This window comes from Mesorhizobium sp. M4B.F.Ca.ET.017.02.2.1 (assembly GCF_003998955.1).
Lineage (GTDB): Bacteria > Pseudomonadota > Alphaproteobacteria > Rhizobiales > Rhizobiaceae > Mesorhizobium > Mesorhizobium abyssinicae.
This window is the reverse complement of the sequence record NZ_RZOF01000053.1, coordinates 1-24,794: the sequence shown is the minus strand read 5'-3', so window position 1 is coordinate 24,794 and position 24,794 is coordinate 1. Positions and strand designations below refer to the sequence as shown.

Annotated in this window: 24 protein-coding genes and 1 pseudogene; 6 read left to right on the top strand and 19 right to left on the bottom strand. The window is 62.2% G+C overall.

All coding sequences use genetic code 11. The annotated features are described in order from the left end of the window. From EN738_RS09700 to EN738_RS09660, 9 genes and pseudogenes are all read right to left on the bottom strand, one after another. A pseudogene (locus EN738_RS09700) lies at positions 1 to 518 on the bottom strand (glutamine synthetase); the annotation flags it as partial. Positions 519 to 525: 7 nt separating this feature from the next. After that, the gene (locus tag EN738_RS09695; protein ID WP_127283484.1) at positions 526 to 1,215 is read right to left on the bottom strand and encodes a TetR/AcrR family transcriptional regulator; all 690 of its coding nucleotides are present in this window, start codon (positions 1,213 to 1,215) and stop codon (positions 526 to 528) included. Continuing rightward, positions 1,212 to 2,501 carry an alpha/beta fold hydrolase gene (locus EN738_RS09690; RefSeq protein WP_127283483.1) on the bottom strand — a complete coding sequence of 430 codons (1,290 nt, stop codon included), beginning with the start codon at positions 2,499 to 2,501 and terminating at the stop codon, positions 1,212 to 1,214. The genes EN738_RS09695 and EN738_RS09690 overlap by 4 nt, the downstream gene beginning before the upstream one ends. A 6-nt stretch (positions 2,502 to 2,507) precedes the next feature. Next, the gene (locus tag EN738_RS09685) at positions 2,508 to 3,818 is read right to left on the bottom strand and encodes an acyl-CoA dehydrogenase family protein (RefSeq protein ID WP_127283482.1); all 1,311 of its coding nucleotides are present in this window, start codon (positions 3,816 to 3,818) and stop codon (positions 2,508 to 2,510) included. A 17-nt stretch (positions 3,819 to 3,835) separates the two neighbouring features. Continuing rightward, complete coding sequence (locus tag EN738_RS09680) at positions 3,836 to 4,888, bottom strand: peptidase M29 (protein WP_127283481.1); 1,053 nt, start codon at positions 4,886 to 4,888, stop codon at positions 3,836 to 3,838. Between the two features lie 254 nt (positions 4,889 to 5,142). Further along, on the bottom strand, positions 5,143 to 5,895 hold the full coding sequence (locus EN738_RS09675; RefSeq protein WP_127283480.1) for an Asp/Glu racemase: 753 nt from the start codon (positions 5,893 to 5,895) through the stop codon (positions 5,143 to 5,145). A gap of 44 nt (positions 5,896 to 5,939) precedes the next feature. Then, entirely contained in the window at positions 5,940 to 6,971 is a 1,032-nt protein-coding gene (locus tag EN738_RS09670; RefSeq protein WP_127283479.1) for a carbon-nitrogen hydrolase family protein, read from the bottom strand. A 119-nt stretch (positions 6,972 to 7,090) separates the two neighbouring features. After that, positions 7,091 to 8,011 carry a fumarylacetoacetate hydrolase family protein gene (locus EN738_RS09665; protein ID WP_127283478.1) on the bottom strand — a complete coding sequence of 307 codons (921 nt, stop codon included), beginning with the start codon at positions 8,009 to 8,011 and terminating at the stop codon, positions 7,091 to 7,093. 10 nt (positions 8,012 to 8,021) lie between these two features. Continuing rightward, a complete protein-coding gene (locus EN738_RS09660) occupies positions 8,022 to 9,143 on the bottom strand; it encodes a cupin domain-containing protein (protein WP_127283477.1) in 1,122 nt (373 codons plus the stop codon). 136 nt (positions 9,144 to 9,279) lie between these two features. Between EN738_RS09660 and EN738_RS09655 the strand changes: the two genes are divergently transcribed. The 3 genes from EN738_RS09655 to EN738_RS09645 all read left to right on the top strand — a co-directional run bounded on the left by EN738_RS09655 (position 9,280) and on the right by EN738_RS09645 (position 13,318). Further along, a complete protein-coding gene (locus EN738_RS09655) occupies positions 9,280 to 9,966 on the top strand; it encodes a GntR family transcriptional regulator (RefSeq protein ID WP_127283476.1) in 687 nt (228 codons plus the stop codon). Positions 9,967 to 10,515: 549 nt separating this feature from the next. Beyond that, the gene (locus EN738_RS09650) at positions 10,516 to 12,210 is read left to right on the top strand and encodes an adenylate/guanylate cyclase domain-containing protein (RefSeq protein ID WP_127283475.1); all 1,695 of its coding nucleotides are present in this window, start codon (positions 10,516 to 10,518) and stop codon (positions 12,208 to 12,210) included. A gap of 202 nt (positions 12,211 to 12,412) precedes the next feature. After that, complete coding sequence (locus EN738_RS09645; protein WP_127283474.1) at positions 12,413 to 13,318, top strand: LysR family transcriptional regulator; 906 nt, start codon at positions 12,413 to 12,415, stop codon at positions 13,316 to 13,318. Here the strand turns inward: EN738_RS09645 and EN738_RS09640 are convergent. The 4 genes from EN738_RS09640 to EN738_RS09625 form a co-directional block, all read right to left on the bottom strand. Continuing rightward, positions 13,302 to 14,006, bottom strand: coding sequence for a peroxiredoxin-like family protein (locus EN738_RS09640; protein WP_127283473.1), 705 nt, complete (start codon positions 14,004 to 14,006; stop codon positions 13,302 to 13,304). The genes EN738_RS09645 and EN738_RS09640 overlap by 17 nt on opposite strands. Before the next feature lie 181 nt (positions 14,007 to 14,187). Continuing rightward, on the bottom strand, positions 14,188 to 15,582 hold the full coding sequence (locus EN738_RS09635; protein ID WP_245494467.1) for an NAD(P)/FAD-dependent oxidoreductase: 1,395 nt from the start codon (positions 15,580 to 15,582) through the stop codon (positions 14,188 to 14,190). Between the two features lie 34 nt (positions 15,583 to 15,616). Continuing rightward, complete coding sequence (locus tag EN738_RS09630) at positions 15,617 to 16,768, bottom strand: patatin-like phospholipase family protein (protein ID WP_127283472.1); 1,152 nt, start codon at positions 16,766 to 16,768, stop codon at positions 15,617 to 15,619. Between the two features lie 22 nt (positions 16,769 to 16,790). Next, complete coding sequence (locus tag EN738_RS09625) at positions 16,791 to 17,573, bottom strand: 3-hydroxybutyrate dehydrogenase (RefSeq protein ID WP_127283471.1); 783 nt, start codon at positions 17,571 to 17,573, stop codon at positions 16,791 to 16,793. A gap of 270 nt (positions 17,574 to 17,843) precedes the next feature. On the opposite strand from EN738_RS09625, the gene EN738_RS09620 reads away from it, so the two are divergent. After that, on the top strand, positions 17,844 to 18,755 hold the full coding sequence (locus EN738_RS09620; protein WP_127283470.1) for a LysR family transcriptional regulator: 912 nt from the start codon (positions 17,844 to 17,846) through the stop codon (positions 18,753 to 18,755). Positions 18,756 to 18,810: 55 nt separating this feature from the next. On the opposite strand, the gene EN738_RS09615 is transcribed toward EN738_RS09620, so the two are convergent. The 6 genes from EN738_RS09615 to EN738_RS09590 all read right to left on the bottom strand — a co-directional run bounded on the left by EN738_RS09615 (position 18,811) and on the right by EN738_RS09590 (position 23,107). Beyond that, positions 18,811 to 19,275, bottom strand: coding sequence for a DUF302 domain-containing protein (locus EN738_RS09615; protein ID WP_127283469.1), 465 nt, complete (start codon positions 19,273 to 19,275; stop codon positions 18,811 to 18,813). A 41-nt stretch (positions 19,276 to 19,316) separates the two neighbouring features. Continuing rightward, positions 19,317 to 20,519, bottom strand: coding sequence for an MFS transporter (locus tag EN738_RS09610; RefSeq protein ID WP_127283468.1), 1,203 nt, complete (start codon positions 20,517 to 20,519; stop codon positions 19,317 to 19,319). An 89-nt stretch (positions 20,520 to 20,608) separates the two neighbouring features. Continuing rightward, entirely contained in the window at positions 20,609 to 21,109 is a 501-nt protein-coding gene (locus tag EN738_RS09605; RefSeq protein WP_127283467.1) for a cupin, read from the bottom strand. A gap of 192 nt (positions 21,110 to 21,301) precedes the next feature. Further along, positions 21,302 to 22,216, bottom strand: a complete 915-nt coding sequence (locus EN738_RS09600) for a LysR family transcriptional regulator (RefSeq protein WP_127283466.1) — start codon at positions 22,214 to 22,216, stop codon at positions 21,302 to 21,304. 150 nt (positions 22,217 to 22,366) lie between these two features. Further along, positions 22,367 to 22,642, bottom strand: a complete 276-nt coding sequence (locus EN738_RS09595) for a hypothetical protein (RefSeq protein WP_127283485.1) — start codon at positions 22,640 to 22,642, stop codon at positions 22,367 to 22,369. A gap of 189 nt (positions 22,643 to 22,831) precedes the next feature. After that, complete coding sequence (locus EN738_RS09590) at positions 22,832 to 23,107, bottom strand: hypothetical protein (protein ID WP_127283465.1); 276 nt, start codon at positions 23,105 to 23,107, stop codon at positions 22,832 to 22,834. Between the two features lie 219 nt (positions 23,108 to 23,326). Between EN738_RS09590 and EN738_RS09585 the strand changes: the two genes are divergently transcribed. Together EN738_RS09585 and EN738_RS09580 are read left to right on the top strand one after the other, a co-directional pair. Next, on the top strand, positions 23,327 to 24,184 hold the full coding sequence (locus EN738_RS09585; protein WP_127283464.1) for a hypothetical protein: 858 nt from the start codon (positions 23,327 to 23,329) through the stop codon (positions 24,182 to 24,184). 234 nt (positions 24,185 to 24,418) lie between these two features. Beyond that, on the top strand, positions 24,419 to 24,688 hold the full coding sequence (locus EN738_RS09580) for a DUF2282 domain-containing protein (RefSeq protein WP_127283463.1): 270 nt from the start codon (positions 24,419 to 24,421) through the stop codon (positions 24,686 to 24,688). Positions 24,689 to 24,794: the final 106 nt, after the last annotated feature.

The window sequence follows — 24,794 nt, the reverse complement described above, 5'->3', positions numbered from 1 at the left end:
GCCCCGTACCACTCGGTCTGGACGACCTGGTAAAGGATCAGGTCGTGGCTTGCATGCGCCGTCGCGGTCTTGAGATTGCGATAGCCCTTCGCCTTCGCGCTCTCCGGCGTCTCGTCGAACAGCGTGTATTCCAGTTCCATTCCGTATTTCGGCACCAGCCCCGCTTCGCCGGCACGGGCAAGAACGGATTTCAGGATCGCGCGGGGGCATATCTGTGATGAAGCACCGGTGTAGTTCGACAGCACCAGCAGGTCATGCCCGGCCTTCGACCACGGCAGGCGGCGGACGGAACCGGGATCGAGCTGCAAGGGGTCATCGTGGAAATCACCCTTATCGTCATTGACGCCAGGAATGATGAGCATCGCATCGGTCGGGTCCAGCGCCAGTTGCGCGGGGGCCATGCCCATGCCGTTCTTGGCAATGCCCTTGAGGCTGTTGGCCGAGACCATCTGCCCGCGCAGCAGCCCGTTGGTGTCGGTCATCGCGACCGTGGCAAAGCGGCTGGCCGGGTCGGCCATATAATCGTCAAGCGTCATGTTGCACCTGATTGAGGGAATGGGCGCCGATAAGTCGTGCGAGTTCGGCGAGATCAGTCTCGGGCTGTGTCGAATAGGCCTTGAGGAATACCTTGAGGCCGTTGTTCAGATAGCGGGCGATCTCGGCGCGCGAGGGCGAGTGGTCCGGCATGTAGAGGGCCTGCGTGCGCGGCGCCGACAGGATCAGGCCCCATAGATCCTGCGCGGCGAGTTCGGCGTCGTCGAAAGCCAGCCGGCCGCCGCGTCGCTGGCCTTGCAGATAATCCATGATGCCGCGCAGCAGGCGGTCCGGCCCCACCTCCTGATAGGCGCGGCCGATCTCCGGAAAGCGTTGCACCTCGCCAATGATGAGCCTTGCCAGCGACAGGAGGTCCGGACGCAGCACGGTGTCGGCGTAGTCCCAGGAAAATTCCAGCAGGTCCGCCACCATGCCGCGATCGGAAGGATGTTCGAAGACCGCCAGCATCTGGTCGCGCTCGCCAAGCATCATGGCCGAGAACAGCGCTTCCTTGGACTGGAAGTACTGGTAAAGCGTTGGCTTCGACAGGTTCGCCTCGAGAGCGACGGCATCCATGTTGGCGCCGGAATAGCCCATTTCGGAAAAGACCTTCAGCGCGGCTTCCAGGATGCGCCGCTCGCGCTCGATCTTGTTTTGCTGTCGGCGGGACAAGGCGGTCATCGCGGCAGTTTCCTCAGGAAGTCCAGCAGGATGCGGCTGTAGGCTGCGGGCTGCTCGACATTGCAGACATGGCCGGCATCTAGGATAGTCTCGTAGCGGATGTCTGGCCGGGAGGCCTGGTCGAGCATTCGCCCGGCAACGCTGCGGATCTCCGATGGCGACGCCAGCCGGTCGTGCTCGCCCGTCATCATCAACACCGGCATGGTCAGGCGCGAGAAATCGAAACCCTCGGAGGGATTCGTGAAGCAGACGAGCGCGTCGAGATAGGTGGCGGACGGGATCGCCGCCATTGACCGGAAAAGCTGTTCCTTCACCGCGTCGGAGGCGTTCGGCCCCGCCAGCACTTTCACCACCGCGGGAGCGAAATCGGCCGGCGTCTGGCCGGCATCCAGCGGCACCTTGCGGCTGACACGGAAGGTCTCGCGCTCCTCGAGGCTTGCCTCCGACATGCCGGTGCAGCCACCCGAAAGGACCAGCCCCGCCAGCATCTCCGGGTGGCGCATGGCGAAGGAGGTGGCGATCCACGAGCCCAGGGAGAGGCCGACCAGCACCAGCCGATCGGCGCCAAGTTCTTCCTTCACGCGCAGGATGTCGTCGCAGTAGTCCTCTACGGTCGACTGCATTCGCCCGAGCGCGCTGCCGCCGTAGCCGCGCAAGTCGAGTGCCGCCGCGCGCATCACGCCGCCTGCGGCCGCGAGTTGCGGCAGCCAGTTGCCGCGCGAGCCGCCGATGCCGTGCAGGAACAGGCAGAGCGGACCGTCGCTGTCCGTCGTCGTTAGCGCGAGGCGAGGCTCGCCATCGATGACTATGTCCCGCGTGGCGGCAGAGGCGGGCAGGGGCCTTGGCTGCTCCGTCGCGTCGGTAGCGAGCGTTGTCTCCGACAGGGCGGCGATGCCCGCTTCGAAGATCGCCTTCGTGCCCTCGCAAATCGCCTGCAACCGCGGCGAGGCGGCCTCGACCCGCGCGCTCCAGCGCAGGGTGCTGCCGCCATGATCGCCGGCGCCTATGGCAATGCGGCCGTCATAGGATTGCGCGCCGGCAATGCCTTCGAGATGTGTGTAGGCAAGCGTGCGGTCGCTGTCGCTCAGCCAGGTGAGTTGCTCGCGATAGACGGTACCCTCCCCATGAGCGGTAAAGGCGCGAACCAGGGCGCCGCGTGCGTCGCGCTCGGCGTGGATGGTGGCGATGGCCGGGTGCCATTGTCCGCAGAAGTCCGAAACGACGGACCACACCGCCTCCGGCGAGGCAGCTGAGACGCCGACGACCTCAACCGTTTCGCGCGCCATTGGCGTCTACCGGGCCGATCGCGCGGCGCCGTGCTCGCCGCGCCACAGCGACATGCGGGCGCCGCCTTCATCGCCAGGGGCGGAGTCGATCTCGTCCATCTCGTAGAGCGCCAGCACCGAGAGGTAGTCTTCCATGATCTCGGATGTGAAGGGCAGCATCAGCGCACCGCAGCGGCTGTCTCGGTACATCCGCTCCAGCGGCAGCGATTTCAGCATCGACTGGCCGCCGCAGGTGCGGATGGCCATCGACGTCATCTCGGCCGCGCCTTCCATGACGTTGTATTGCGCGGCGTACATGCGCAGCACCTCGCCCTTGGTCGGAAAGCCTTTCGACTCGCCGAAAGCCTGCCACCACAGCGCGCGCATGTTCGCCAGCCGGGCGTACATCTTGCCCACCGCGATACGCTTGGTCGCATACATGCGCCGATCTATTGGTGGCTGGCCGGGCACCTTGCCCTTGAGATAGTCGACCATGAAGTCGAAGGCGCCCTGCGCGACACCCATATAGGTGGGCGAAAGGGTCACCATCATGTGAGGCCAGTTGGGCAGCGTCTTGCCGAAGATGCCCCGCGGCATCAACAGGTCCAATTCGGTGACGAAGACGTCCTTCAGGATGAGGTCGCGGCTGTTGGTGCCGCGCATGCCGAGCGGATCCCAGTCGCCCTTGACGCTGAGGCCCGGCGCATCCTTGTGGACGACGAACAGCATGGTGTCCTCGTGGCGCGGCTCGCGGCCCTCGAACACCTCGGTGCAAACGATGGTGTAGTAGTCGCAATAGCCGGCCAGCGAGGCGAATTTCTTGAAGCCGTTGATCTTCCAGCCGCCGTCGACCTTGCGGCACTGCGTCTGGTTCGGCTTCGAGGTCCAGTTCTGGCCACCCTCGGAGATCGGCTGCGAATAGATCGCTTTTTCGGCGATGGCGCGGCGGAACTGGCGCTCGCGCAGCGGCGCGAATGCCGCCTTCTCCTGGGGCGTCAGGTTCGGCATATCGAACATGAAGCGCGACCAAGCCATGGACGAGTTGTGCATGTTGAAGGTCAGTGCGGTGGCGCCGCAGTATTTGCCGATCTCGGCGCCGACCATCGCATACTCGAACATCGAGAAGCCCCAGCCACCGAATTCCTCCGGGATGCAGAGCCCGAGAAAGCCTTCAGCCGCCAAATCCTTGTAGTTCTCGACCGGGAAGGAGGCGTCATCGTCGATCCCCTTGGCGCGCGACGCGAATTTATCGCGGCCAAGCTCGTTGACCAGCCGCAGCTTGGCTTGCACCTGCGGGCGGATGCGGGAGAGGTCGTAGTAATCGGCAATGTCGCTCATGGTCTTCTCCGAGGGCGTCAGGACGCCAGTTCGCCTTGCAGGAGGCCGTCCTTGACGACGACGTTCCCGTCCAGAGTGATTGTGCAGTTGCGCATCGGCAGGTCGAAATGACCGAGCGTGTAGCGGCCGGCATATTGGTTGGCGCCTGTGGACCACAGGAACGATCCCGCCAGCGCGCGGAACTCCACAGCCTGCATGTCACGCTTGTCGTACATGGCGGCCGAGACCCAGCGGGCACGCGGATGCATGCCCCAGCCGACATGGCTCATGCCGTAGGCGTTACGGTCGTTCCAGGCTTCCATGTATTCGCGGAAATGGATGGCATCGACGCCGTCGCCCTTGATGGCGGTGACGAAGTCGTCCTCGACGGTGAAGTCGATGCGGCTGGTGAGCGTCGTCTTGAACGTCAGGTTCATGTCGCCAACGTCCATGACGATCCGGCCGTTGACGCAGTTCTTTCCGGGAAAGGCGAGGCAGAGCCCGCCCGGCCAGTGTGCCACCGCGCCGGGCGTGGTGCCGAAGGCCGGCGTGCCGCCGCAGGGTGCGTTGCGCAAATCGATGACGAGATCGGTACCGGCCGGCGAGGTGACGCGCATCTCGCGCGCCTCGCGCAGCATCTGCACTCCGAGCGCCACCTTCGGGCCGAGCTCGGCCGTCGGCTCGGTGCGCTCGAGGATTTCAGGATGTTCGTTCGTGACGACCAGGAGGCGGGTTCGTCCTGCCGCCTCGATCTCGGGCCATTCCGGGGCATGGATCAGCCCCTCGACCGTGCAGTCGACGATCACCTCGCAGAGCTTCAGCGCCTCGATCACGGCGCGGTTGCCCTGGATCGCCCAGGACGTGCCGGTGGACTTCACCGGCACCGGCGCCGTCTGGCGCGGCGTCGGCATCTGGATCATGCAGAATTCGGCACCGAGATCGTGCAGGGCGAGTTCCGACAGATGGACCAGCACCGGACGCGACTGCGTCTCAGACAGGATCGCCACCCTTGTCCCATTGCCGATAGCATTTAGTACGAAGACGCGGCGGAAGCAGTCCAGCCACCGTCCTTCGATGCGCTCTTGCAGCATCGCTAAACTCCCATTGACGATCCGGCTTGTTTCGGATTTCTTTACTTGTCAGTTAAGTTTTCACGTTCGCATAAGCCTGTCAATGAGATTTTCGAAGATTCTTCTTTTTTCGAGAATAATGACGTGTCGCAGGCCTCAGGGCTGACCACCGCGGCGATCAGGCAGTGGGAAGGGCATCGCGGGAATCCGGGCTGCATTGCCGACTGGTAACCGGGTCTGCCTTCGATCAGGGCCTGTGACTGAACTTGCGCTCGTCAATACCTGCCGGAGAGCAGTTCGCCGGCGCCGGGTGACGCGGCGAGCAGTCCAAGCCGTGACATCATCTGATAGCTGGTACAGACAGAGGCACTGACGACGGGAAGGCCCAGCGCCTTCTGGAGTTCGTCGATCACCGGTAAGGAAGGCATCTGCACGCAGGCGGACGCGACAAACGCGTCGATGCCGGTTGTGTCGACCCTCTTGTAGATATCGAGCAGGTTGTTCGGATCGTGCCTGCCGACTTCGAGGTTGTCGGGAATTTCGAGGGCGACGAAGTCCTTCACCGCTATTCCCTCATGCTCAATGTAGTCGACCACCAGCTGGGTAAGCGGCTTCATGTAAGGGCATATCATCGAGATCTTCTTCGCCCCAAGCACCTTGAGGCCATCGACGAGCGCACCTGCACTCGTGACAACTGGAGCAGGAGCGCCGTTCTCCGCTGTGCGCATATGCAGCCGCGCTTCCGAGGTGCGGTGATAACCCTTGCCCATGCTCATGATCGCGACCAGACAGGCATAGCCGAGGACGTCGACGCGCGCGTCGGAAAGCTCGATCGCGCAGCGGTCGCTGTCACGATCCATGGCCTCGAGCTCTTCCTTGACCACCTTCTTCATCCGCATCCGGCTGGAATGGAAAGTGAAACGTTCAGGCAGGAATATTTCCCTCGTGCGGAAAATCGCCGGGATTTCCGTCTCCATTGTGGTGTTGGAGGAAGGCACGATCTGCCCGATGCGAAAAGTGCTCGCCATGCTGGATCCGCTCCGTCTGACTGCTGTAACTGGTAGGCTTCGGCTTATGCCGAATGGGCACCTGGCTGTGCCGGTTCGATCAAGCCGGCGTCATCGCCGTCGAAGGTCTGCGCCCTTTCGGTCAGGGAAATCGGTTCCAGCCTGCGGCGGTTTACCCGCAGGTCGAAAACGTCGAACCGGTTGTAGTGGCCGACTATGTCATGCATCTGCTTCGGCTGGATGCAGCGTCCGAGATCAATCTCGGCGTAGACGATTCCTTCTTCGTCGATCAGCGGCTCGCCAACCACGCGCCCGTCCGGGCCGATCACCCCAGAGAAGGCGCTGGACTTGCGCTGCAGGCGCGCCCTTGCATCCGGAACGACACCCTCCATTGCGGCTATGATTTCTTCCGAGACGGTCGAACAGGAAACGATCGTAAAGACCTTGCCTTCGAACGAGTGGGCCATGGCGCGCAGCTTTATGGCCTCCGCCATGTCGTAGTCGGGCGGCGCAACAGGCAGCGAAATGTAGCTGGCGACGTGAACCAGTTCGCCTTGGGCGAGAAGGGTGAAGCGCGCAAGGGTGTTCGTGTTCTCGCCGCAAGCAAGCGCGCCGAGTGGCCCGATTGCAGTGTCGTGGACTTTCAGGCCGGCTCCATCGCCAGGCGCCCAGGTCAACTTTTCGGCCCAGGTCGGCATCAATTTGCGGTGCTTGCCAAGCAGCGTTCCATCCGGGCCGATGGTCAACAGGGTGTTGTAGAGAGTTCCAATCGAACTCGCGCTGCGCTCTTTGATGCCGATCACGACGTGGATGCCGGCTTCGCGTGCCGCACTGCGCAGGATTTCGACTTCCGGACCGGGCTCGACAATGGCGGCGCGTGCCAGTTTGTCGAACCAGGCTCCGCCGGTCACCGGATCGGTGATCCAGCTCCAATACGGATAGGCCGGGATGAACACCTCCGGGAAGGCGATGAGATCGGCGCCATTGGCCCTTGCCTCGCGGATCAGGGAGACGGCCTTCTCGATCGTCGCCGGCGTATCGAGAAAAACGGGTGCGCCTTGCACCGCCGCGGCAACGAACTTTGGAAGCTTCAGCATGGCAACTCTCCTGCTCTCATCGGCCACCAGGCAGGCTGTCTTGGATGCCAGAGACCTTCTGATCGCTTAGATCCGGGACCAACCGCACGACGGCTGTCTTGAACGGCGTGGGCACGTGCCTACTCCGGCGTCGCGTTCACGACTGGATGCCGCAGCGTGCCGATCCCTTCAACGCATGCCACGACCACGTCGCCCGGCCACATCCATTCCTGCGGATCGCGCCCGGCGCCGACACCTTCCGGCGTGCCGCTGGCGATGATGTCGCCGGGCTCCAGCGTGATCGCCGACGAAATGTCGGCGATCAGGTGGTCGACCTTGAACAGCATGTGGCGGGTGTTGGACCGCTGTTTCTCGACCCCGTTGAGCGTCAGCGACAGGTCGAGCACCTGCGGGTCGGGAATCTCGTCGGCCGTCACGATGCACGGCCCGAACGGCGCGTACGTGTCCTGACCCTTGGAGAAGATCCATTGACCGGCGCGCCGGTTGTCGCGCGCCGAAACGTCGATCATCACCGAATAGCCGAAGACGTGGTCTAGTGCGTGCTCCTTGCGCACGCGGCGGGCGGTGGTGCCGATGATAACGGCAAGTTCCACCTCCCAATCGAGCTGCTGCGTCATCTTCTTGTTGTGCTCGATGCCGTCCCCAGGCCCGATCACCGTGGTCGGCGGCTTCGAGAAGACGACCGGCTGCTTCGGCAGGTCTTTTGACGTGTCGAGCGACTTCGCACTTTCCGCGACATGCTCGACATAGTTCAGGCCGATGCCGAAGATATTCTTGCGCGGTCGGGGAATGGGCGCCAGCAGCCTTACATTGTCCACCGCAGTGGCGGTTCCGGGCGGGAAGCGTCCGGCTGCCCTGCCGAGGCAGTCGCGAAGCGTCTCCAGTCCGCCGCGCCCGGCATCGATCAGGCCGAGCATGGTATCGGGCAGGGTCGTGCCTTGCGCCGTGGCGAGCGCCTCCACATCCACGACCAAATTGTCGGCGAGTACGCCGAGCCTTGCCGCCGCCTCGACCGAGGTGCGATAGGTCACAAGTTTCATGATCTTTCCTTCAGAGGAGCGGCTGCAGGCCGCCATTGTCGCCGAATGCCTGCTCGCGGTAGAGCCCGAGCGCCCGCATCACCGGCAGGTCGGACAGGCAGAACAGGCAGGCGTCCTCGCGATCGGAGCCGTTGGCATGCTCGTGCCACGCCCAGGACGGCACGCAGAAGATGTCGTGCTCCTGCCAATCGTAGCGGCGGCCGTTGATGATCGAATGACCGCTGCCCTTCGCCACATGGTAGAGGCCGCTGCCCGTGTGCCGGTGCGCCTTTGTGTGCTCGCCGGGACGCAGCATCTGCATCGATGCGCCGAGCGTCTGCATGACCGGGCCGTTCGTCACCGGGTTCACATACTCCATCAGCACGCCGTCGAAGGGCGAGCCATCAGTGCAACCCGCGTATCTCGTCAGTGCGTCGTAGGTTGGTGCCCATTCGTATTTGAACATCGGGCTGTAGCCCTTGGTCCAGTTCTCGCCCATCGGCTTGAGCCCCGCGTTCCCCCAGGTCTTGGTCATGTCGTCGACCGCGTAGCCGACCGCCTGGCTGAGATCCGGGTGAACCTCGTAGAAATTGGCTTCCATGGCGTTGACGAAGGGGATGTCCAGGCCGTCCTGCCAGATGCAGGGCGAGCCGGTCGCCTCCACGCCATGCTCGTGCCAGGTGTCGTTCGGCGTCAGCACGAAATCGTTCGCGCCGAGCGTCATCTTGTGCCCGTCCACCACAGTATAGGCGCCCGAGCCCTCGATGATGAAGCGGATCGCCGAGGCCGAGTGGCGATGCGCCGAGGCAACCTCGCCGGGATTCATCACCTGGAGCCCGCCATAGATCCAGCCGACCGCGGCGGCCACGTCGGTGCGCCCCGGATTGTTCAGATAAACCACCCGCCGTCCGGCCTTTTCCGGTGTGACGAGTTCAACCGAGCGAAGGACATGCGCACGCAGGTCGCGATAGCGCCAGACCACCGGCACCGACTGCGACTTCGGTTCCCAAGGCTCGATCTTGTTGGCGACGGTCCACAGCGCGCCTGCCTTATGGCGCGCCAGCTCGTCGTAATAGGCAAGCAATTCCGGCGTGTCCTCGACGTTCGCCCGGCCGACGACATCCTCGCGATGGTTTTCGCGCTCCTGTGCCATGGCATCCTCCTGCTTGTAGCCCGTTAAATCTAGCATGGCCTCAAGGATTTTCGATTGCAACAGAAATTTTCGAAAATAAATGAAATTGCCGACGAGCTCCTCTATGAGGTAAGGCTGTAAGGGCGAGGAAATGTGAATGACGCTTGCCCAAAAAGCCTACGATGCCCTGCGCCACGACATCATACGCGGCGAACTTCCGCCTGGCCGACCGTTGCGTCTTGCCGACTTGGGCGAGCGCTATGGCATGGGCTTCTCGCCGCTGCGCGAGGCACTGAACCGCCTGCAGGCCGAACGGCTGGTGACGGCCGAATCGCTGCGCGGCTTCCGCGTGGCGCCGCTGTCGCTCGACGAGCTCCACGACGCCACGTCACTGCGTATCGTCATCGAGACGGAAGCGCTCAAGGCATCAATCAAGAATGGCGACGACTCCTGGGCGTCGGGCATCGTGTCCTCGCTCTACGCCTTGAATGTGCAGGCGGCGCGAACGGGCCCCGAAGCCGATATCTGGACCCTCGAAAAGCGGCACCACGCGTTCCACCGCGCCTTGCTGGCGGGTTGCAATTCGCCATGGACGCTCGAATTCTTCGAACGGCTCTATGCAGCGACCGAGCGTTACCGCATTCCCGTTCTGCTGGCCTCTGCCCGACCGGTCGGTCGCGATGTCCAGGCCGAGCATGGCGCGCTTGCGGAAGCGACCCTCGACAGGGATGCGGACAAGGCCTCCGTGCTGCTCGAACAGCACTATCTGCGGACGGTCGAGGACCTGGCGGAAGTCATCAGCTCCAGCAAGGGCGTGGCTCTGCCGGTCAGGCAGACCGTCTGATTTTGGGCACTTCAATTTTTGCCTAAGGAGATGGTCGAGAGACTTGTGGGGTTGTGTCCACTTGATACTTCGGTTCGCCAGGCCATACGAGAGAATACGAAGGAAAAGGGTTGGCTAACCACCCGCTAACATATTGATTTTATGCAGAAAACGATGACGCTGCTGGCCCACCAACTACGACGTAGCGCAAGGCCATTAATTTGGAAAGGCTCTCCGACGGTGGGTGCGGTGATCGGCGGCAACGGCGTGCGAAAGGGCGGCCTGACCCATCCAGTATACTCGCCAGGGCTAACGACGGCTTCGCGTCCAATTTCGGCCTAACAGGCAAAGTTCGTCGTTGTCCTGAAGCGGACTCCATCAAGCTGAGATTGCGACTCTCCCCGATCCGTATCCAAACCCATGGAAGGGACGAGACGCGACCATGAGCGGGAACGGCTCAGCCCATACCAAGACGCAATAATTTAGGTTACCTTTCCGGGGCTGAGCTATCGCGACCTATGGTCGGGTCGCATCACTTGGGAGACCTTCGTCCAATCTCAAAGCCGCATCATGCGTCGATCGCTATTTCAGAAGTATTTCTTCGTCTTGTTCGCCGCGGCCATTTTTCCGATCGCTGCCGGTGGCATCAGCAACACGTGGTTCAGCTATGTCGACCAGCATGCGATCCTCAGTGCCCTGCTGCAGTCCGAGGCAACATCGGCGGCCGACAAAATTGAGAGCTTTCTTGACGGCATCCAGCTTCCGCTAGGCTCGACGATCCCCCCGGAAGGATCGAATATGGCCAGCGTGAAACAGCTTCGGCTTCTTGCCGTACGAGCGATGCACGAGGTCCCGGGAATCCTCAGCATCAGTATTGTCGACGGTACTGGCGCGGAGCGGCTGCACATCTCTCGCATTGGCAAAAACAGGACAGAAAGCGGGGCGGATCGCTCAGGCGATCCCGCTGTCGTGGGCCTCAGGACGGCGAAGGTGTGGTACGGTCCAGTCATTTATCGCCCGGGGTCCGAACCCTCCCTAACCATGGCGATGGCCAGCTACGACAATTTAGCCGTCGCCAACTCGGTCATCGCCGAAATCAGTCTGAAGCCGATCTGGCTCATCGTTTCCGAAATCCGCGTGGGCCGCAGCGGCCAGGGATTTGTCATCGACCAGGCCGGCCGCCTCATCGCTCACCCCGCGATCAGCAAAGTGATGGAGGGCGCGGACGAGAAAGCAGCGCTGGCCCTGCGCGAATTGCGGGATGCGAGCGCTGCCGCAGGCGGCACTGCGATTGCAAGCCGCAACGCCGAGAATGAACGCGTTGTGATTGCTGGCGCGCCGGTTACCGCGGCCGGCTGGACGGTAATTGTCGAGCAGTCGCAGGCAGAGGCTTTTGCGCCTCTATACGCTTCATTGTGGCGGACCGGCGGGTTGTTGTTCCTCGCCACAGTCCTTGCGGCGGTGCTCGCATACTGGCTTGCCAGACGGATGAGCGGGCCTATTCTCCTGTTGGAGGAGGGCGCTCTCAAGATCGGTGCCGGACAGTTCGATCACCGGCTCACCATCTCCACTGGAGACGAACTTGAACGGTTGGCTGCTCGGTTCAACCAAATGGCGCAGGAACTTGCCACATCGCGGGACCGCGCGGAACGACTGACGCGGTTGAAGCGCTTCCTTGCACCACAGGTTGCGGAACTCGTAGAGAAGGCCGGTGACGAGCGAATGCTCGCTGGACAGCGCGCAGAAGTAGTCGCTGTTCTTAGCGACTTGCGTGGCTTTACTGCATTTTCATCGCACGCTGAGCCTGAGAACCTCATGCAGGTTCTGCGCGAGTACTATGAGGCGCTCGGCGCGATAATCACCAAGTATGAAGCAACGCTGACCAGTTTTTCGGCGGATGGATTGATGATCCTCGTCAACGCCCCGGTTCCATGTGAAGAGCCGGCGCTTCATGCCGTAAGAATGGCTGTCGACATGCAGGATTCCACACAAGAGCTCATATCTGATTGGCGGCAGCGTGGTTATGAGATCGGCTTCGGCATGGGTCTCGCTATGGGGTGGGCAACGGTGGGTCGGATTGGCTATGAGGCCCGCGCTGACTACACCGCAATTGGCAATGTCGTGAACTTGGGGTCGAGGCTGTGTTCGTCCGCTGAAGATCGCCAAATCCTTATCGATTATTCCGTGGCGCGCCATTTGCCTGGTAACATGCCGATCGTTGACCTCGGCACGCGCCAGTTCAAAGGCCTCGAAGGGCAATGTTGAGACGCAAGGAAGCGAACGACCGAATTTAGATTCTGCTGAGAATGACGCCAGGCAAAAGGGCTAAGCTCCTCTGCATCAACGTCCGCAATCGCCGCCGCTCTTCAGCCTCGCGGCAAGCCACTTTGCTCAATGAGATCAATTGGGTTAGTCTCGCAATATGCGCCATCGCTGATAAACCATTTCGCTGAGGGGGCGAAAGTTCATGGAGATGCAGCAGGTCCGCTATTTTTTGGCCCTGTCCAATACGTTGAATTTCACCAGAGCGGCCGAAGAGTGCAACGTCACGCAGCCGGCGCTTACGCGCGCCATCAAGACGCTTGAAGAGGAACTGGGCGGAGAGCTGCTTCGGCGCGAGCGCCAGCATTCGCACCTCACCGAACTTGGGCGCCGCATGCTGCCGCTGCTGCAGCAGTGTTATGATGCCGCCACTTCCGCCAAATCGCTTGCCAAGGCAGTGCAAAGCAGCGACGTCGCGCCGCTCAATGTCACGATCTCGAACAGCATCAATATCGCGCTGCTGGTGTCGCCGTTTACGGAGCTTTTCCGGGCCTATCCCGGCGTTCACCTCAAGATCAACCGTGGTTCACCGGCTGCCGTCATCGACGCGCTGAAAAGTGGCGATGCCGAACTGGCGATTGCCGGGCCGCTGGGACAGGCCTGGGATCGCCTGGACGTGTGGCCGCTGTTTCAGGAGGAGATTGAGCTCGCCGTAAATTCCGATCATCCGCTTGCCCGGCGCAATGAGGCCGATGTCTCGCTGGCCCAGCTTGCGGCAGAGCCTGTGCTCAGCCGGATCGATTGGGAGACGAGCGAGGAACTGTCGCGCTGCCTTTCCGCAAAAGGCTACTCGCCTCGAACCGCGCATGAAGTAGAAACCGACCAGGACCTACTCGCGCTGCTCGAGGCCAATGCCGGGGTCGGCTTTGTCTCGCTTACGGCGCCGCGATCCTCGAACACCCGGCGGCTCAAGCTTCGCGATCTGGACGTCTCGCGGATCGTTTCCGTTTATGCGGTTGCCGGCAGGCAGCGCTCGCCTGTCGCGACAACGCTGCTCAACCTGCTGAGGTCAGCAGATTGGTCGACATTCGGCGTCAGCGAGCCCGCCTGAGCGCCGCGATCATCTCGTCAATGTCCATGCGCCGGCGGTAGTCCGGATCGACGAAGCGATCCGCGATGATGCCGTTCGTTCCGACGATGAAGGTGGCGGGGATCGGCAGAAACCAGCTGCTGTTGCCCTGGTAGTTGGGCAGATCGAGCCCCAGGCCCATCAGCCGCTCCATCTCTGCACCGACCCAGATCGCAAGGTTGAGGGACAATGCGTAGCCGTTATCCATGTCGACCAGAAACGGGAACTGCGCGCCAACCGCGGCCTTCATGTCTTTGGCGAATTTGCGCCGCTCGGGCATTATCACGACCACCTGTCCACCAAGCTCAGCGATCTCGCGCTGCACCTCGACGATGCCGATGGCGTTCAAGCGGCAGTAGGGGCACCAGTGCCCACGCTGAAAGGTGATGACGGCTGGGCCCCTGGAGAGGATTTTCGACAGGCTGACGAGCTTGCCATCGTCATCAGGCAACAGGAAACCGGGCATGGCTTCGCCCGGAGCCGGCGCCATGGTCCCGGCCCCTTGTTTCTCAAGGCGATCCACCAGTCGCTCTACAGCGTCCGCGAATTCCGAGTTCAGACGGCGAACCGCCGCGGCAACCACGGCCAGCCGTTCGTTGAGAGGCGCATCAAGTTCGATGGCTGCCTGGACGGACTGCTCGAATGTCATTGCCTGGTCGTCGGTGGTCATGTCTGCACTTTCACGCGTCCCGCACAGCCTACCACCGGAGCCCCTCGGCCATTGCCATGTTTTTCCTGCATGGTTTCGATGCCCCCCGTGCATCGTCGCATGCCAGGTTCCTGTTCCATTCGCCTCCCAACCAGATGCCCCCCGACGATCCGATCCGCCGGCACACTTTGGGCGACATGCATCAGTGAAGCTTGATCCGCGGTCTTGCCCGCCGGACGATGATCTCGCCTATCGCAGCCAGCATGGTCTTCGCCAGTCCGTGCACCGCTTTGAGATGCATCTTGTATAGCGAGCGATAGACAAGCCTTGCAACGAGACCGTCGATCTTCAGCCCTCCGATCAGGCTGCCAAACGCGCCGTAGTCGGCCAGCGAGACCACGGAACCATAGTCGCGGTAGCGATACGGCGGCGCGGCACGCCCTGCGAGACGAGTTGCGATCACCTTCACCATGTGGTCTGCCTGCTGATGGGCCGTCTGGGCTCGCGGCGGCAAGGCGTTGTCTTCGCCCGGCAGCATGCAGTTCGCACAGTCGCCGATCGCGAATACATGCTCGTCTCCAACCGCCCGCAGGGTTTCGTCGACGACCAGCCGGTTGATGCGGTCGGTTTCGAGGCCATCGAGATCCCTCAGGAAATCCGGCGCCTTGATGCCGGCCGCCCATACCACCAATTCGGCCGGCACAAACAGCTTTTCGCCTAGCCGGATACCGTCTTCGGTCACTTCGGTGACCTTGATGCCGCAACGCATCTGCACGCCAAGTTTGATCAGCAAGCGTGCCGTCGCACGCGCCATCTGCTCAGGCAGCGCCGGTAGAATCCTCGACCCGGCTTCGACGATGGTGATGCGGATCAGCCTCTCGAAGTCGATGTTGTCGAGATTGTGCGATGCAATTTCACGCATCGACTTGTGCAGCTCCGCGGCCAGTTCAACGCCGGTTGCGCCGGCGCCGACGATGACGCAATGGAGCTGACCGGGCGACAGCTGCTCGTATTGCGCGTTGGCACGAAGGCATGCATCTATCATGCGCCTGTTGAATCGGGCGGCCTGCTCCGCGGTGTCGAGCGAAATGGCGTGGCGCGCGGCGCCCGGCGTGCCGAAATCGTTGCTGACGCTGCCGACTGCCATGACCAGCGTGTCGTAGCCAAGAACGCGTGGCGGTATGACCTGCCGGCCGTCATCGTCGAAGCTGGGCGCAACAAAGACCTGGCGCTTTGCACGGTCAACGCCGACGACCTCGCCGATGCGGTACCGGTAGCCGTGTCGGCTGGCATGGGCGATGTATTCGACGGCGTCGTGCGACGCGCTCAAGGCGCCGGACGCCACCTCATGCAATAGCGGCTTCCAAATATGGGTGCGGTTTCGATCGACAAGCGTGACCGAAAGCCGCCGGTTGCCGAACTTGCGACCGAGGCGCGTCGCCAGTTCCAGGCCGCCGGCGCCGCCGCCGACAATGACCACGCGGTGCAGTGACTTGTCCGCGTGCGAGGGAGTCTCCGGGATGGTGCGGAACAGCGCGGCATTGTTGGCCAGAACGGCTTCAGGAATGAGCCGCATACCTGGAGTGATGATCTGCATCGGTGGTCTCCCATCCCTTCTTTGGCGCGGCGCATCACTCTTGGGATTCGTGGATCACGATGCCCTGAAGCATGTCGACCTCGCACTCCCAGGGCTTGTCCGCGAGGACGCGCTGCCCATGTCCGTATCCCGCCTGCCAGCGGGTGCGGATGCCCGAGCGGGTGAAGTCGATGTCCTTGGTGTGGTCCTCGCCGTCGAGGCGCGGCGAAAGCAGCCGGACGAGATGCATGACCGACGGACAGCCGTAAGACGCGAGTTCCTTGAACATCGGATCCTCGCGACGCTCCTCGGGCACGAGCTTTCCCATTTCGCGCACGACGTGGCGCAAACGATGCAGTTGCTCCTGGCGAGCGACATGGCTCTTGCCGCGGCTGGCGTATTGAAGATCCTTCTGCCGCCCCATGACCTGCCAGATCGATTTCGGCTCGGTGGCGCGGGGCTGCCACATATTGACGGCAAAGATCAGCGCGTCGCGCCGCGGACGTTCGTCCAGCACGACCTCGATCGGCGTGTTCGAATAGATGCCGCCGTCCCAGTAAGGCTCGCCGTCGATGCAGACCGCCGGAAACGCTGGCGGTAGAGCGCCCGACGCCATGATATGCGCCGGCGACAGGATCATCTCGCGCGTGTCGAAGTATTTGAGCTCGCTGGTGTTGACGTTGACCGCGCCGACCGTCAGTCGCGTCTGGCGACCGTTGAGGTAGTCGAAGTCGATCAGACTGTTCAGCGTCCTTTTGAGCGGATCTGTCGTGTAGTAGGACGCGTTCTCGACACCGACCTCGCGGTTGACTCCAAACATCGCGCTTGGGTTCGGTTCGAAAAAGCCAGGGATGCCGCGCATCACCGTGCCCATGTTGGCGAAGATGTTGCTTGGAATCATCATCCGGAAAAACTCGTCGAGCGGACTGCTCCGGCTGACGCCGTCCCAGAACTCCTGAAGTCTGGGCAGACGATCGCCGGGCTCGTTTCCTGCAATCAGCGCGGCGTTGATGGCGCCGATGGAGGTGCCTATGACCCAATCCGGTTCGATGCCGCCTTCGACCAGCGCCTGGTAGACACCGGCCTGATAGGCACCGAGAGCGCCACCGCCTTGAAGGACGAGGACTGTCTGACGCCTGACTTCGCCCTGATGGCTGACCGCCGGTTCTGCTTCCGGGACAGACAGGTTTCGCGTGATCTTGTTCATGGCCTTCGGTCCTCGTGTAGGTCTAGTGAGCGGTCCAACCGCCTTCGATCGGCATCACGGCACCGGTGATCGACGCCGCCTCGTCCGACGCCAGGAACAGACAGAGCGCGGCAACCTGCTCGACGGTGACGAACTGCTTGGTCGGCTGCGCCGCCAGCAACACATCCTTGATCACCTGCTGCTCGGTGATGCCGCGGGCTCGCGCCGTGTCCGGGATCTGCTTCTCAACCAGCGGGGTTAGTACGTAGCCGGGGCAGACGGCATTGACGGTGATGCCCTGTTCGGCGACTTCCAGCGCGACGGTCTTGGTCAAGCCGGCGACCCCGTGCTTGGCTGCGACATAGGCGGACTTATAGGGCGATGCGACGAGTGCGTGTGCTGAGGCCACGTTGATGATGCGACCCCATTTGCGTGCCTTCATCGCCTGCAACGCGCGCCGGATCGTATAGAACGAAGACATAAGATCGATCGCGACGACCGCCTCCCATTTCTCGATCGGGAAGTCATCGATCGGCGCGACATGCTGAATGCCGGCGTTGTTGACCAGTATGTCGACTGAGCCGAATTCATCGATGGCCTTGTCCATCATCGCCGTGATCGCAACGCCCTTGCTCATGTCGGCATTGTCGTAGCGGACGGTGACCCCGTGATCGCCGGCGAGCTTCGCCCGCAGGCGTTCGATTTCGACGGCATCGCCAAAACCATTCAGGACGATGTTGCAGCCCTTGGCGGCGAAGGCTTCGGCTATGCCTTGCCCGATGCCGCTGGTCGAACCGGTGATGAGCGCTGTCTTGCCACTGAGCATCGTTGTTTCCCTGTGTCTGGAACCGCAGGCAAATGGGCCGGCGGCTGCTTGGCGCCGAACTGCAGCGCTCGGCTCTGGATCTGCGGACCAGTATGGCGAGCCGCCTGAAACCGCGGAAATGCCGTTGAGACATGGATTCGATAGCCGACAGTCTGACCGGCGCGCCTCGCGGTGCAGGTCCGCAGGCCGGGTTGTTTGACGTTACGGCAGCTAGTAATATTGCTCGGCAACGCCGGGGCATCCGGAACCGCCCCCGAGGGGAAGCGTGCAGTGGAGATCAGCCAGGTCCGATACTTCTTGGCCGTCGCCAAGGAGCTGAATTTCACCAGGGCGGCCGAGCAGTGCAATGTCACGCAGCCCGCGCTGTCGCGCGCAATCAAACTTCTCGAGGATGAATTCGGCGGGCCGCTCTTCCACCGTGAGCGCCGCTTCACTCACCTCACCGAACTCGGCCGCATGGTCGAGACCTATCTCGAGGGCGTCTTCGAGAACTCTCGCCAGGCAAAGCAGATTGCCGAACAATACGTGACCCTGAAGAAGATGCCGCTCAAGGTTGGCATCATGAGCACGATCGCTCCGGACGAGATCATCGAGCTCATCGCGGGCGTGCGCGCGCACCACCCCGGCGTCGAGTTGCATCTTTGCGATGCGGACGCCGTGAGCCTCAGGAGAAGGCTGCTCGAGGGTGAACTCGAGGCCGCCATCTACGCGTTGCCTTCAGACGTCCCCGACGAGGAAGTGCACTCCCTGCCGCTGTTCCAAGAGCAGATGGTGATGGCCGTTCACCTGGCCCATCGCCTTGCCAACCAGCGCGTTGTGCGGGTGAAGGACATGAGCAACGAAAGCTACATCCACCGCAACAATTGCGAGTTCGCGGGCTACGCGGACGCCATCCTTGCGGAGCAGGGCGTCACCGTCAGTCCGGTTTACTGGAGCGATCGAGACGACTGGACATTGGCGATGATCGCTGCCGGGCTTGGGTTCGGCTTCATGCCCGAGCATACCGCCAAGCATCCTGGCGTGGTGCCCCTGCCGATCACCGAACCGGAATTCTGGCGGGAGGTCAATCTCGTCACGGTGCGCGGCCGCAGGCATTCGCCCGCGGTCGGCGCACTGGTGCGCGAGGCCACGCAGAAGAAGTGGTTCGGCGAGCGGGTGAAAGCATTGTCCGCCGCCGAGTAGGGGCCGCCGGCGCCAGCCAGCGTGCTTCACATGCCCAGCCACTAGATCTCGGCACTCAGTTCTTTTTGACGGTCGAGGTCACGGACTGGATCACCTCGGTGGCCATCTTGAACTGCGCCTGCCGGTCAGTGATGCCGTGGCGCTTGGCAATCCAGTCGAAGTCGCTGTAGGCAGCGTAAACTTGCCCGTCGGGCGTCTGGTAGACCAGCACGCGCACCGGCCAGTCCAGGCCGGCCTCGGGATTTGAGGTGATGAACGTCGTGCCGAGGGCCGGATTGCCGAACATGACGAGCCGCGAAGGCCTGACATCGTTGCCGGCATTGTTGCCAAGCCGTGCCTGGTCGATGACGCCGAAGAACTTGATGCCTTTCTTGAGCACGTCCTTCTTGATGCGGGCGACGGTCTCGGCGACGGAATAGTCGCTCTTTACGGTGACAACGCCGTCCGATGCGGCTGCCGGGAGGGCAACGGCGATCAGCAGAGCGGCGCCTGCGAGCAGAGTTTTCAGTTGGTTGATCATGTCAGTCTCCTTGGTTGGATAACAGTTTTTCAGGTTGATGCTCAGGCCTTCGGTGTTTGCAGCACACGCGCGATCGCAATCGCGCTGGCGAGAACGGCGACAAGCACGGCCACGCAGGCGGTCCACCCAATGCGGTCGTAGACTTGTCCGATGACGAAGCTGCCGGCGAGGCCGCCGCCGTAGTAGGACGCGAGATAGATGCCGCTCGCGGCGGCGCGATCGCGCGCGGCGGTCCGGCTGACATGTCCGGTCGCTATCGCCTGCGCAAGGAAGGTGCCGATAGCAACCAGCGCCATTCCGGCGAGGACGACGGGAAGGCTCGGAGCGAGCAGCAGAAGCAAACCGGCGATCGCCAGCCCGAGCGTCAGTCCGACCCCCGCCCTCGGCCCGAGACGCGAGGCCACGCGCCCGGCGAGTGGAGTAGTCAACATTGAGGGCAGGAAGACGAAGTAGACCACGCCGAGGGCCATCGGGGTCAAAGACAGGGGCACTGCTACGAGCTGGAAGTTCACGTAGGTGAACGTGCCGATAAAGACGAAGAGGATCAGGAAGCCGATCGCGAAACAGGCGCGCAGCTCGACGTTTTGCAATGGTGCTTTCCAGGCCCCGCGGGCAGTCCCGCCAGTCCCGTCCCCACGCATCATGGCCGAGGTCTTCTGCAGCGTGAACCAGACAAGAGCGGCGCCGAACAGATTGAGGGCGGCGAAAGTCAGGAAGTTTGAAGAGATGCCGAATGTGTCGGCCACGGCAGCCGACATGAGCCGGCCGAAGAAGTTGCTGGCGACATTGCCGGTCACATAGGCCGCGAGCGCGCTGGTCGTCTGTCGAGCGGAAAAATGCTCTGCCAGGTAAGCCATCGTCAACGTAAAGGCGGTCGACATGCAGAGGCCTTGCGCTATGCGCAGCAAGGCAAAAACCACGATGCTGTCGGTCTGCGAAAGCAGCGTTGTCGGTATCGCCAGGATGACCAGGCTGATCCAGATGCCGTTGCGGCGATCAATGCCGCGTCCGAAGAGCGCGATGGCGATGCCCGCCACCGCCATGCCGAACGTGCTGGCGTTGACGGCGAAGCCCATGGTGGCGCGGCTGACGCCGAATTTCACCACCAGCGAAGGCAGGATGGCCTGGGTGGCAAACAGATCAACGAGCGTCAGGAACGCAATCAAGGCGATCAGGCCGAAGCGCCAGCCGTCTGCGGCCACTAAGCGAAGCCGCGTTGGTTCGGTATGTTCACTCGTCGTCATGACAGGCTCCGTTGCCCCGTCCCCGGGCGATCGCCAGAGGACGGGCTTTTGGTTTCTGATGTCGGGATAGCTTGGCCGCGACGAACGGCTCACATCATGTGGTCTTCGTGCATCGCGGGCGGCAGGACGTCGGCGGAATAGAGGACGGCCGGAACCTTGCCATTGTTCTTCCACCAGTGGGCAAGCTGACCGAACTCGGCGGTCACGTCGCCGGCCGGATGTTCGATGCCGACCTTGCAGGTGCTGCGATATTCGGTGATCGAACCCTCGACGATCAGGATGTTGGCCGGGCGGACATTGTGCTCGTGCCAAGGCACGACGCCGCCGGGCTGAACGACGAGCTTGCGAAGGCGCAGCATGTTGCCTTTCCAGGCCTCGCCCTTGCTGCTCAGATCGATTGCGGAAAGGACCGTGTCGGTCACACCCACCGGCTTGCTGGGATGTTCCTGGATGTCGGTCGTCGCGGCCTGGCCGGCAGGACAGTCGCCGGCGAAAACCGGGGCCACCGAAAACGCGGCGGTGGCGGTGAGAAGTCCGAGTGTCAGCGCCAGCTTCAGCGGCACCTGCAATGCAATAGTCTTGGAAGCCATGTCGATTTCTCCTTTGTCGGTGCCCAATCGCGGAAGCGGGGCATGAGAGGAGAGTGACGGGAGCCTCGATGAAAGAGAAATGCTGACTGGCTCTTAATTCGATACCTGAAAACTATCGTTGGCTGTCCTGGATGCATGAAGAAGGCGCACGACAGGACTTGAGGCGCGCCACAACCATTTCTTCAGTTTTCTTCAGGCTGCGGTCTTACGGATTGCTTGAGCGAGGGCACTCTCAGGCCAGCCATGCGCCTTGACGCTGTTGACGAAGGCAGAGGCCGCTGGCGAGAACCTGCGCCCCGCCACGACCACCAGAGAGACTTCCCGCCAGACCTCGGGATCGATGACTGGCCGGATCTGCAAGCCTGGGATCACCGCGCTGAACTCCGGGATGAAGCAGATGCCAAGCCCCCCGGAAACCATGTTCTGGATCCAGTCCTCGCGCTCGCTCGCATAGGAGATCCTGAGTTTGACGCCACGGTCGTTGCACAGACCGGCGAGATGATCGCGATACTCGCAGTTCAGCCGCCTCAGATAATTTTCGCCGTCGAGTTCGGAGATGGCGACATTGTCGTTGCGGGCCAGCCGATGGCCGTTTGGAAAGGCCAGGACGAAGCGCTCGCGATAGAGCGGCGTGGCATCGAACCGTTCTGGAAAACTGTCGCTGGACGCCATGATGGCAACGTCGATTTCACCGGATTCGAGCAGTTGCGAAAGCGAAGCGGGCACACCTTCCACCAGCTGCAGTTGGATGCCTTGCTGGCGCCTGTTGAAATCGGCCAGCAGTCCGGTAAATCGCCGCGGACCGATTGTGCACATGACGCCAACCTTGAGGTTGGCATTTTCCAGGCACAAAAATCTCGAGGCCTCCTGCCGCACTCCGGTCAGTTCGTCAAGGATCTGCTGAAACCGGGGCCGCAGCAAAGCACCCAGATCGGTGAGGTGGGTCAGGTTTCGCTCGCGGCGAAACAGCAGGCCACCGACCTCTTCCTCGAGCTGCTGGATCGCACGTGACAGCGCAGGCTGGGTGACGTTGCACCTTTCGCCCGCGCGCGTGAAATTTCGGGTCTCGCAGACGGCCAGGAAGTAGCGGATGTGATGGATGTCCATAAGTATCGTCCCTCGAGCAGCACAGGTGCATTTCCAGCTCGAAGACTGCCGCAAGGAAGGGGATCACGCCAATGCGCGGGGGCTATAAAGTCGATAGCGTTTCGTCATGCGACGATGACGGGCCAAGGCCCGCCATCTGGTCGTGTAGCGTCAGCTGTGATGGCCCAGGGCAAAAAGTTGGGCGCAGAACTGCGCATGCGGCTTGCTCATGGCGGCGTCGTTGCATTCCTTCATCATTGCGTTCTGCGTCGATTTTGGCGTGGCCGTCCACGCCGTCTCGAAATCGGCGCTCGACTTCATCGTCTTCATGCCGGAATCGGTGAAGAAGGGCTGCACGTTGGAAGGCTCGTCGAGTGCGCCGGCGAAGGCAACGCCGCCAAGAACGGAAAGGGCAAAAGCGCCGAGGCAGATAGCTTTTAGATTCATTTTCAAGTCCTTTTCTGGTCGGGTAGTCGTCCTGTCGACAACCGTTTGATTGATTGACAGCAATTGAGAATTTCTGGGTTTCTCGTTGCTGGCTTTGATTTTGCGACAATCAGCCGGCAAGCTGCCAATGCCATCTGCGTATCGAGGTTATGCCGGGCGTGCATCTCGTAGATGCCTACGATCGCACTGCTAGTCAGCTCCGCCCAGAGCGAGGACTTTGGCGCAGAACTGGGCGTGGGGCTTACTCATCGCCGGGTCGTTGCATGCCTTTGTCATCTTGACGCGATCATGCTTCGACAGAGCAAACCAGGCGTTCTTGAACCCTGCCATCGGTTTCATCGTCTTCATCGTGGCGTCCGTATAGAAGCTCGGAAATGCAGCGAAGTCACTGAACGGGTTGGCGGACGCAGGGTACGCACCAACGCCAATTGCAAACGCTGCCAGACAGGCAAGTTGTCTTCTCATCATTGATCTCCTTTCCAGGCGGCGGCTCTGGCAACAGCGCCAGCGCTGGCAACGCGCGTCGCCTCGTCTGATCGGGATGAAGAGTGCGGCGCGCGAAGACCGGCAGCCAATGCAATCTGCCTATGGACTTCATGCCACCTTGGCATTTCGGCTGATCAAGAAGATGCGGCAGTCTCACTCCAGTCACCTTGTTGACGATCTTGGGATGGAGACGAAACCATGCTTGCCCAGTCCCCGATTAGACCGGACCAGGCCACCATTTCAGCGGTGGATCTTGGCTTGGAGGAACGGACGATCGACGTCGTGCTGGCAAACGATGCCCATGGCGCGTTCGTCTGGGGGGTGCTTGATCGCCTGCTGGACGAAACGAACTGCCGCGTCAACGGCGTCACAGCGTCGGGCTTCGCAGCGATGGAGGCAGCCGTCTTTGCCTACGGCCTGAGCGTTGGCGGCAGGCGCGGCGCGCGGACGGCACTGGCCAATTTCTGGCGGCGCATCAGCCACGCTTCGGTCTTTGCCGATGACAGAGCCAGCCTGCTTCGATCTATCCTGGAACAGTCAATTGATCTCAAGCAAATCCGTGATGAGGAATGCCCAGTGAAACTGGGCGTGGTAGCCGCCAACGCACGCACGGATGCGGTAAAGCTATTCACAAGCGACCGGTTGTCGATCGATGCGATCGTCGCGGCAGCCACGATCCCCTTCCTTTCGCCGCCTGTCGAGATCGACGGCGATGCCTATTGGGGTGAGGGCGACGTCTTCCAGTCGCCGCGCCTCGTATCAGCTGAAGGTCGCCATCGCCTGATTGTCGCCGGCAAGCCTTCCGTCTTCACCACGCCGTGTCCGGATCGCAGCACCGCAGCCGGTCATTGCATGACGAAATGCGCGCCGGTTCACACCATACTCGACAGTCGACACCGTGCCGGAGCTCCGCTGCTGTTGCGGCCCTGGACCGATTGGGGCGAACTGACCGACATGCGCGACAGGGGGCGGCAGCGTGCAGCAGCCTGGCTTGCCGCTGATCCTCTGCGCGCTGATGAAAGCCCGGTCGCAGCCTGCGGGAGACGATACATCTAGGCGCCTCGCTCCCCGCCTAGCCGCGCCTGCATCGCATACTCCCGAACGCAGGTGCCAAGCCCTCCGGTGTCCCCGCCGGAGGGCTTTTTCGCGCCGCCTTCCGGGACATAGGGAGTGCGTATCAAATCCATGCCGAGACAGCATTTCAGCTCGGCGTCACGATCGGACAGACTGAACTGCAGACGGGCCTCGAGGCCGGTCTTTCACTCGAAACGCCAACCAGGAGACAAGCCTGTGATCAACACCAAGACCCTCATCGGATCGGCCCTCGCGGCCGCTACTTCGCTTGCCGCGACAGCGGCCTACAGCGGCCCGGCCGCCAAGCCCGGCTTCGCCTTCGAGAAGTGCTACGGCGTCGTCAAGGCCGGCCAGAACGACTGCCAGACCGCGACGCATTCCTGCGCCGGCACCGCAACCGCCGACAACCAGCCGGATTCCTGGCTCTACGTGCCCGCAGGCAGCTGCGCCAAGATCACCGGCGGCAGCGACAAGCCGAAAGCCTGAGCAATCCAGACTTCGAGCCAACCCTTGAAAGGAGCAGACCGATGTCCCGTGCGTTTCAGTCCCTCGCGATCCCCGCATCGGCGGGCATCGGTCTGCTCCTTTCAAG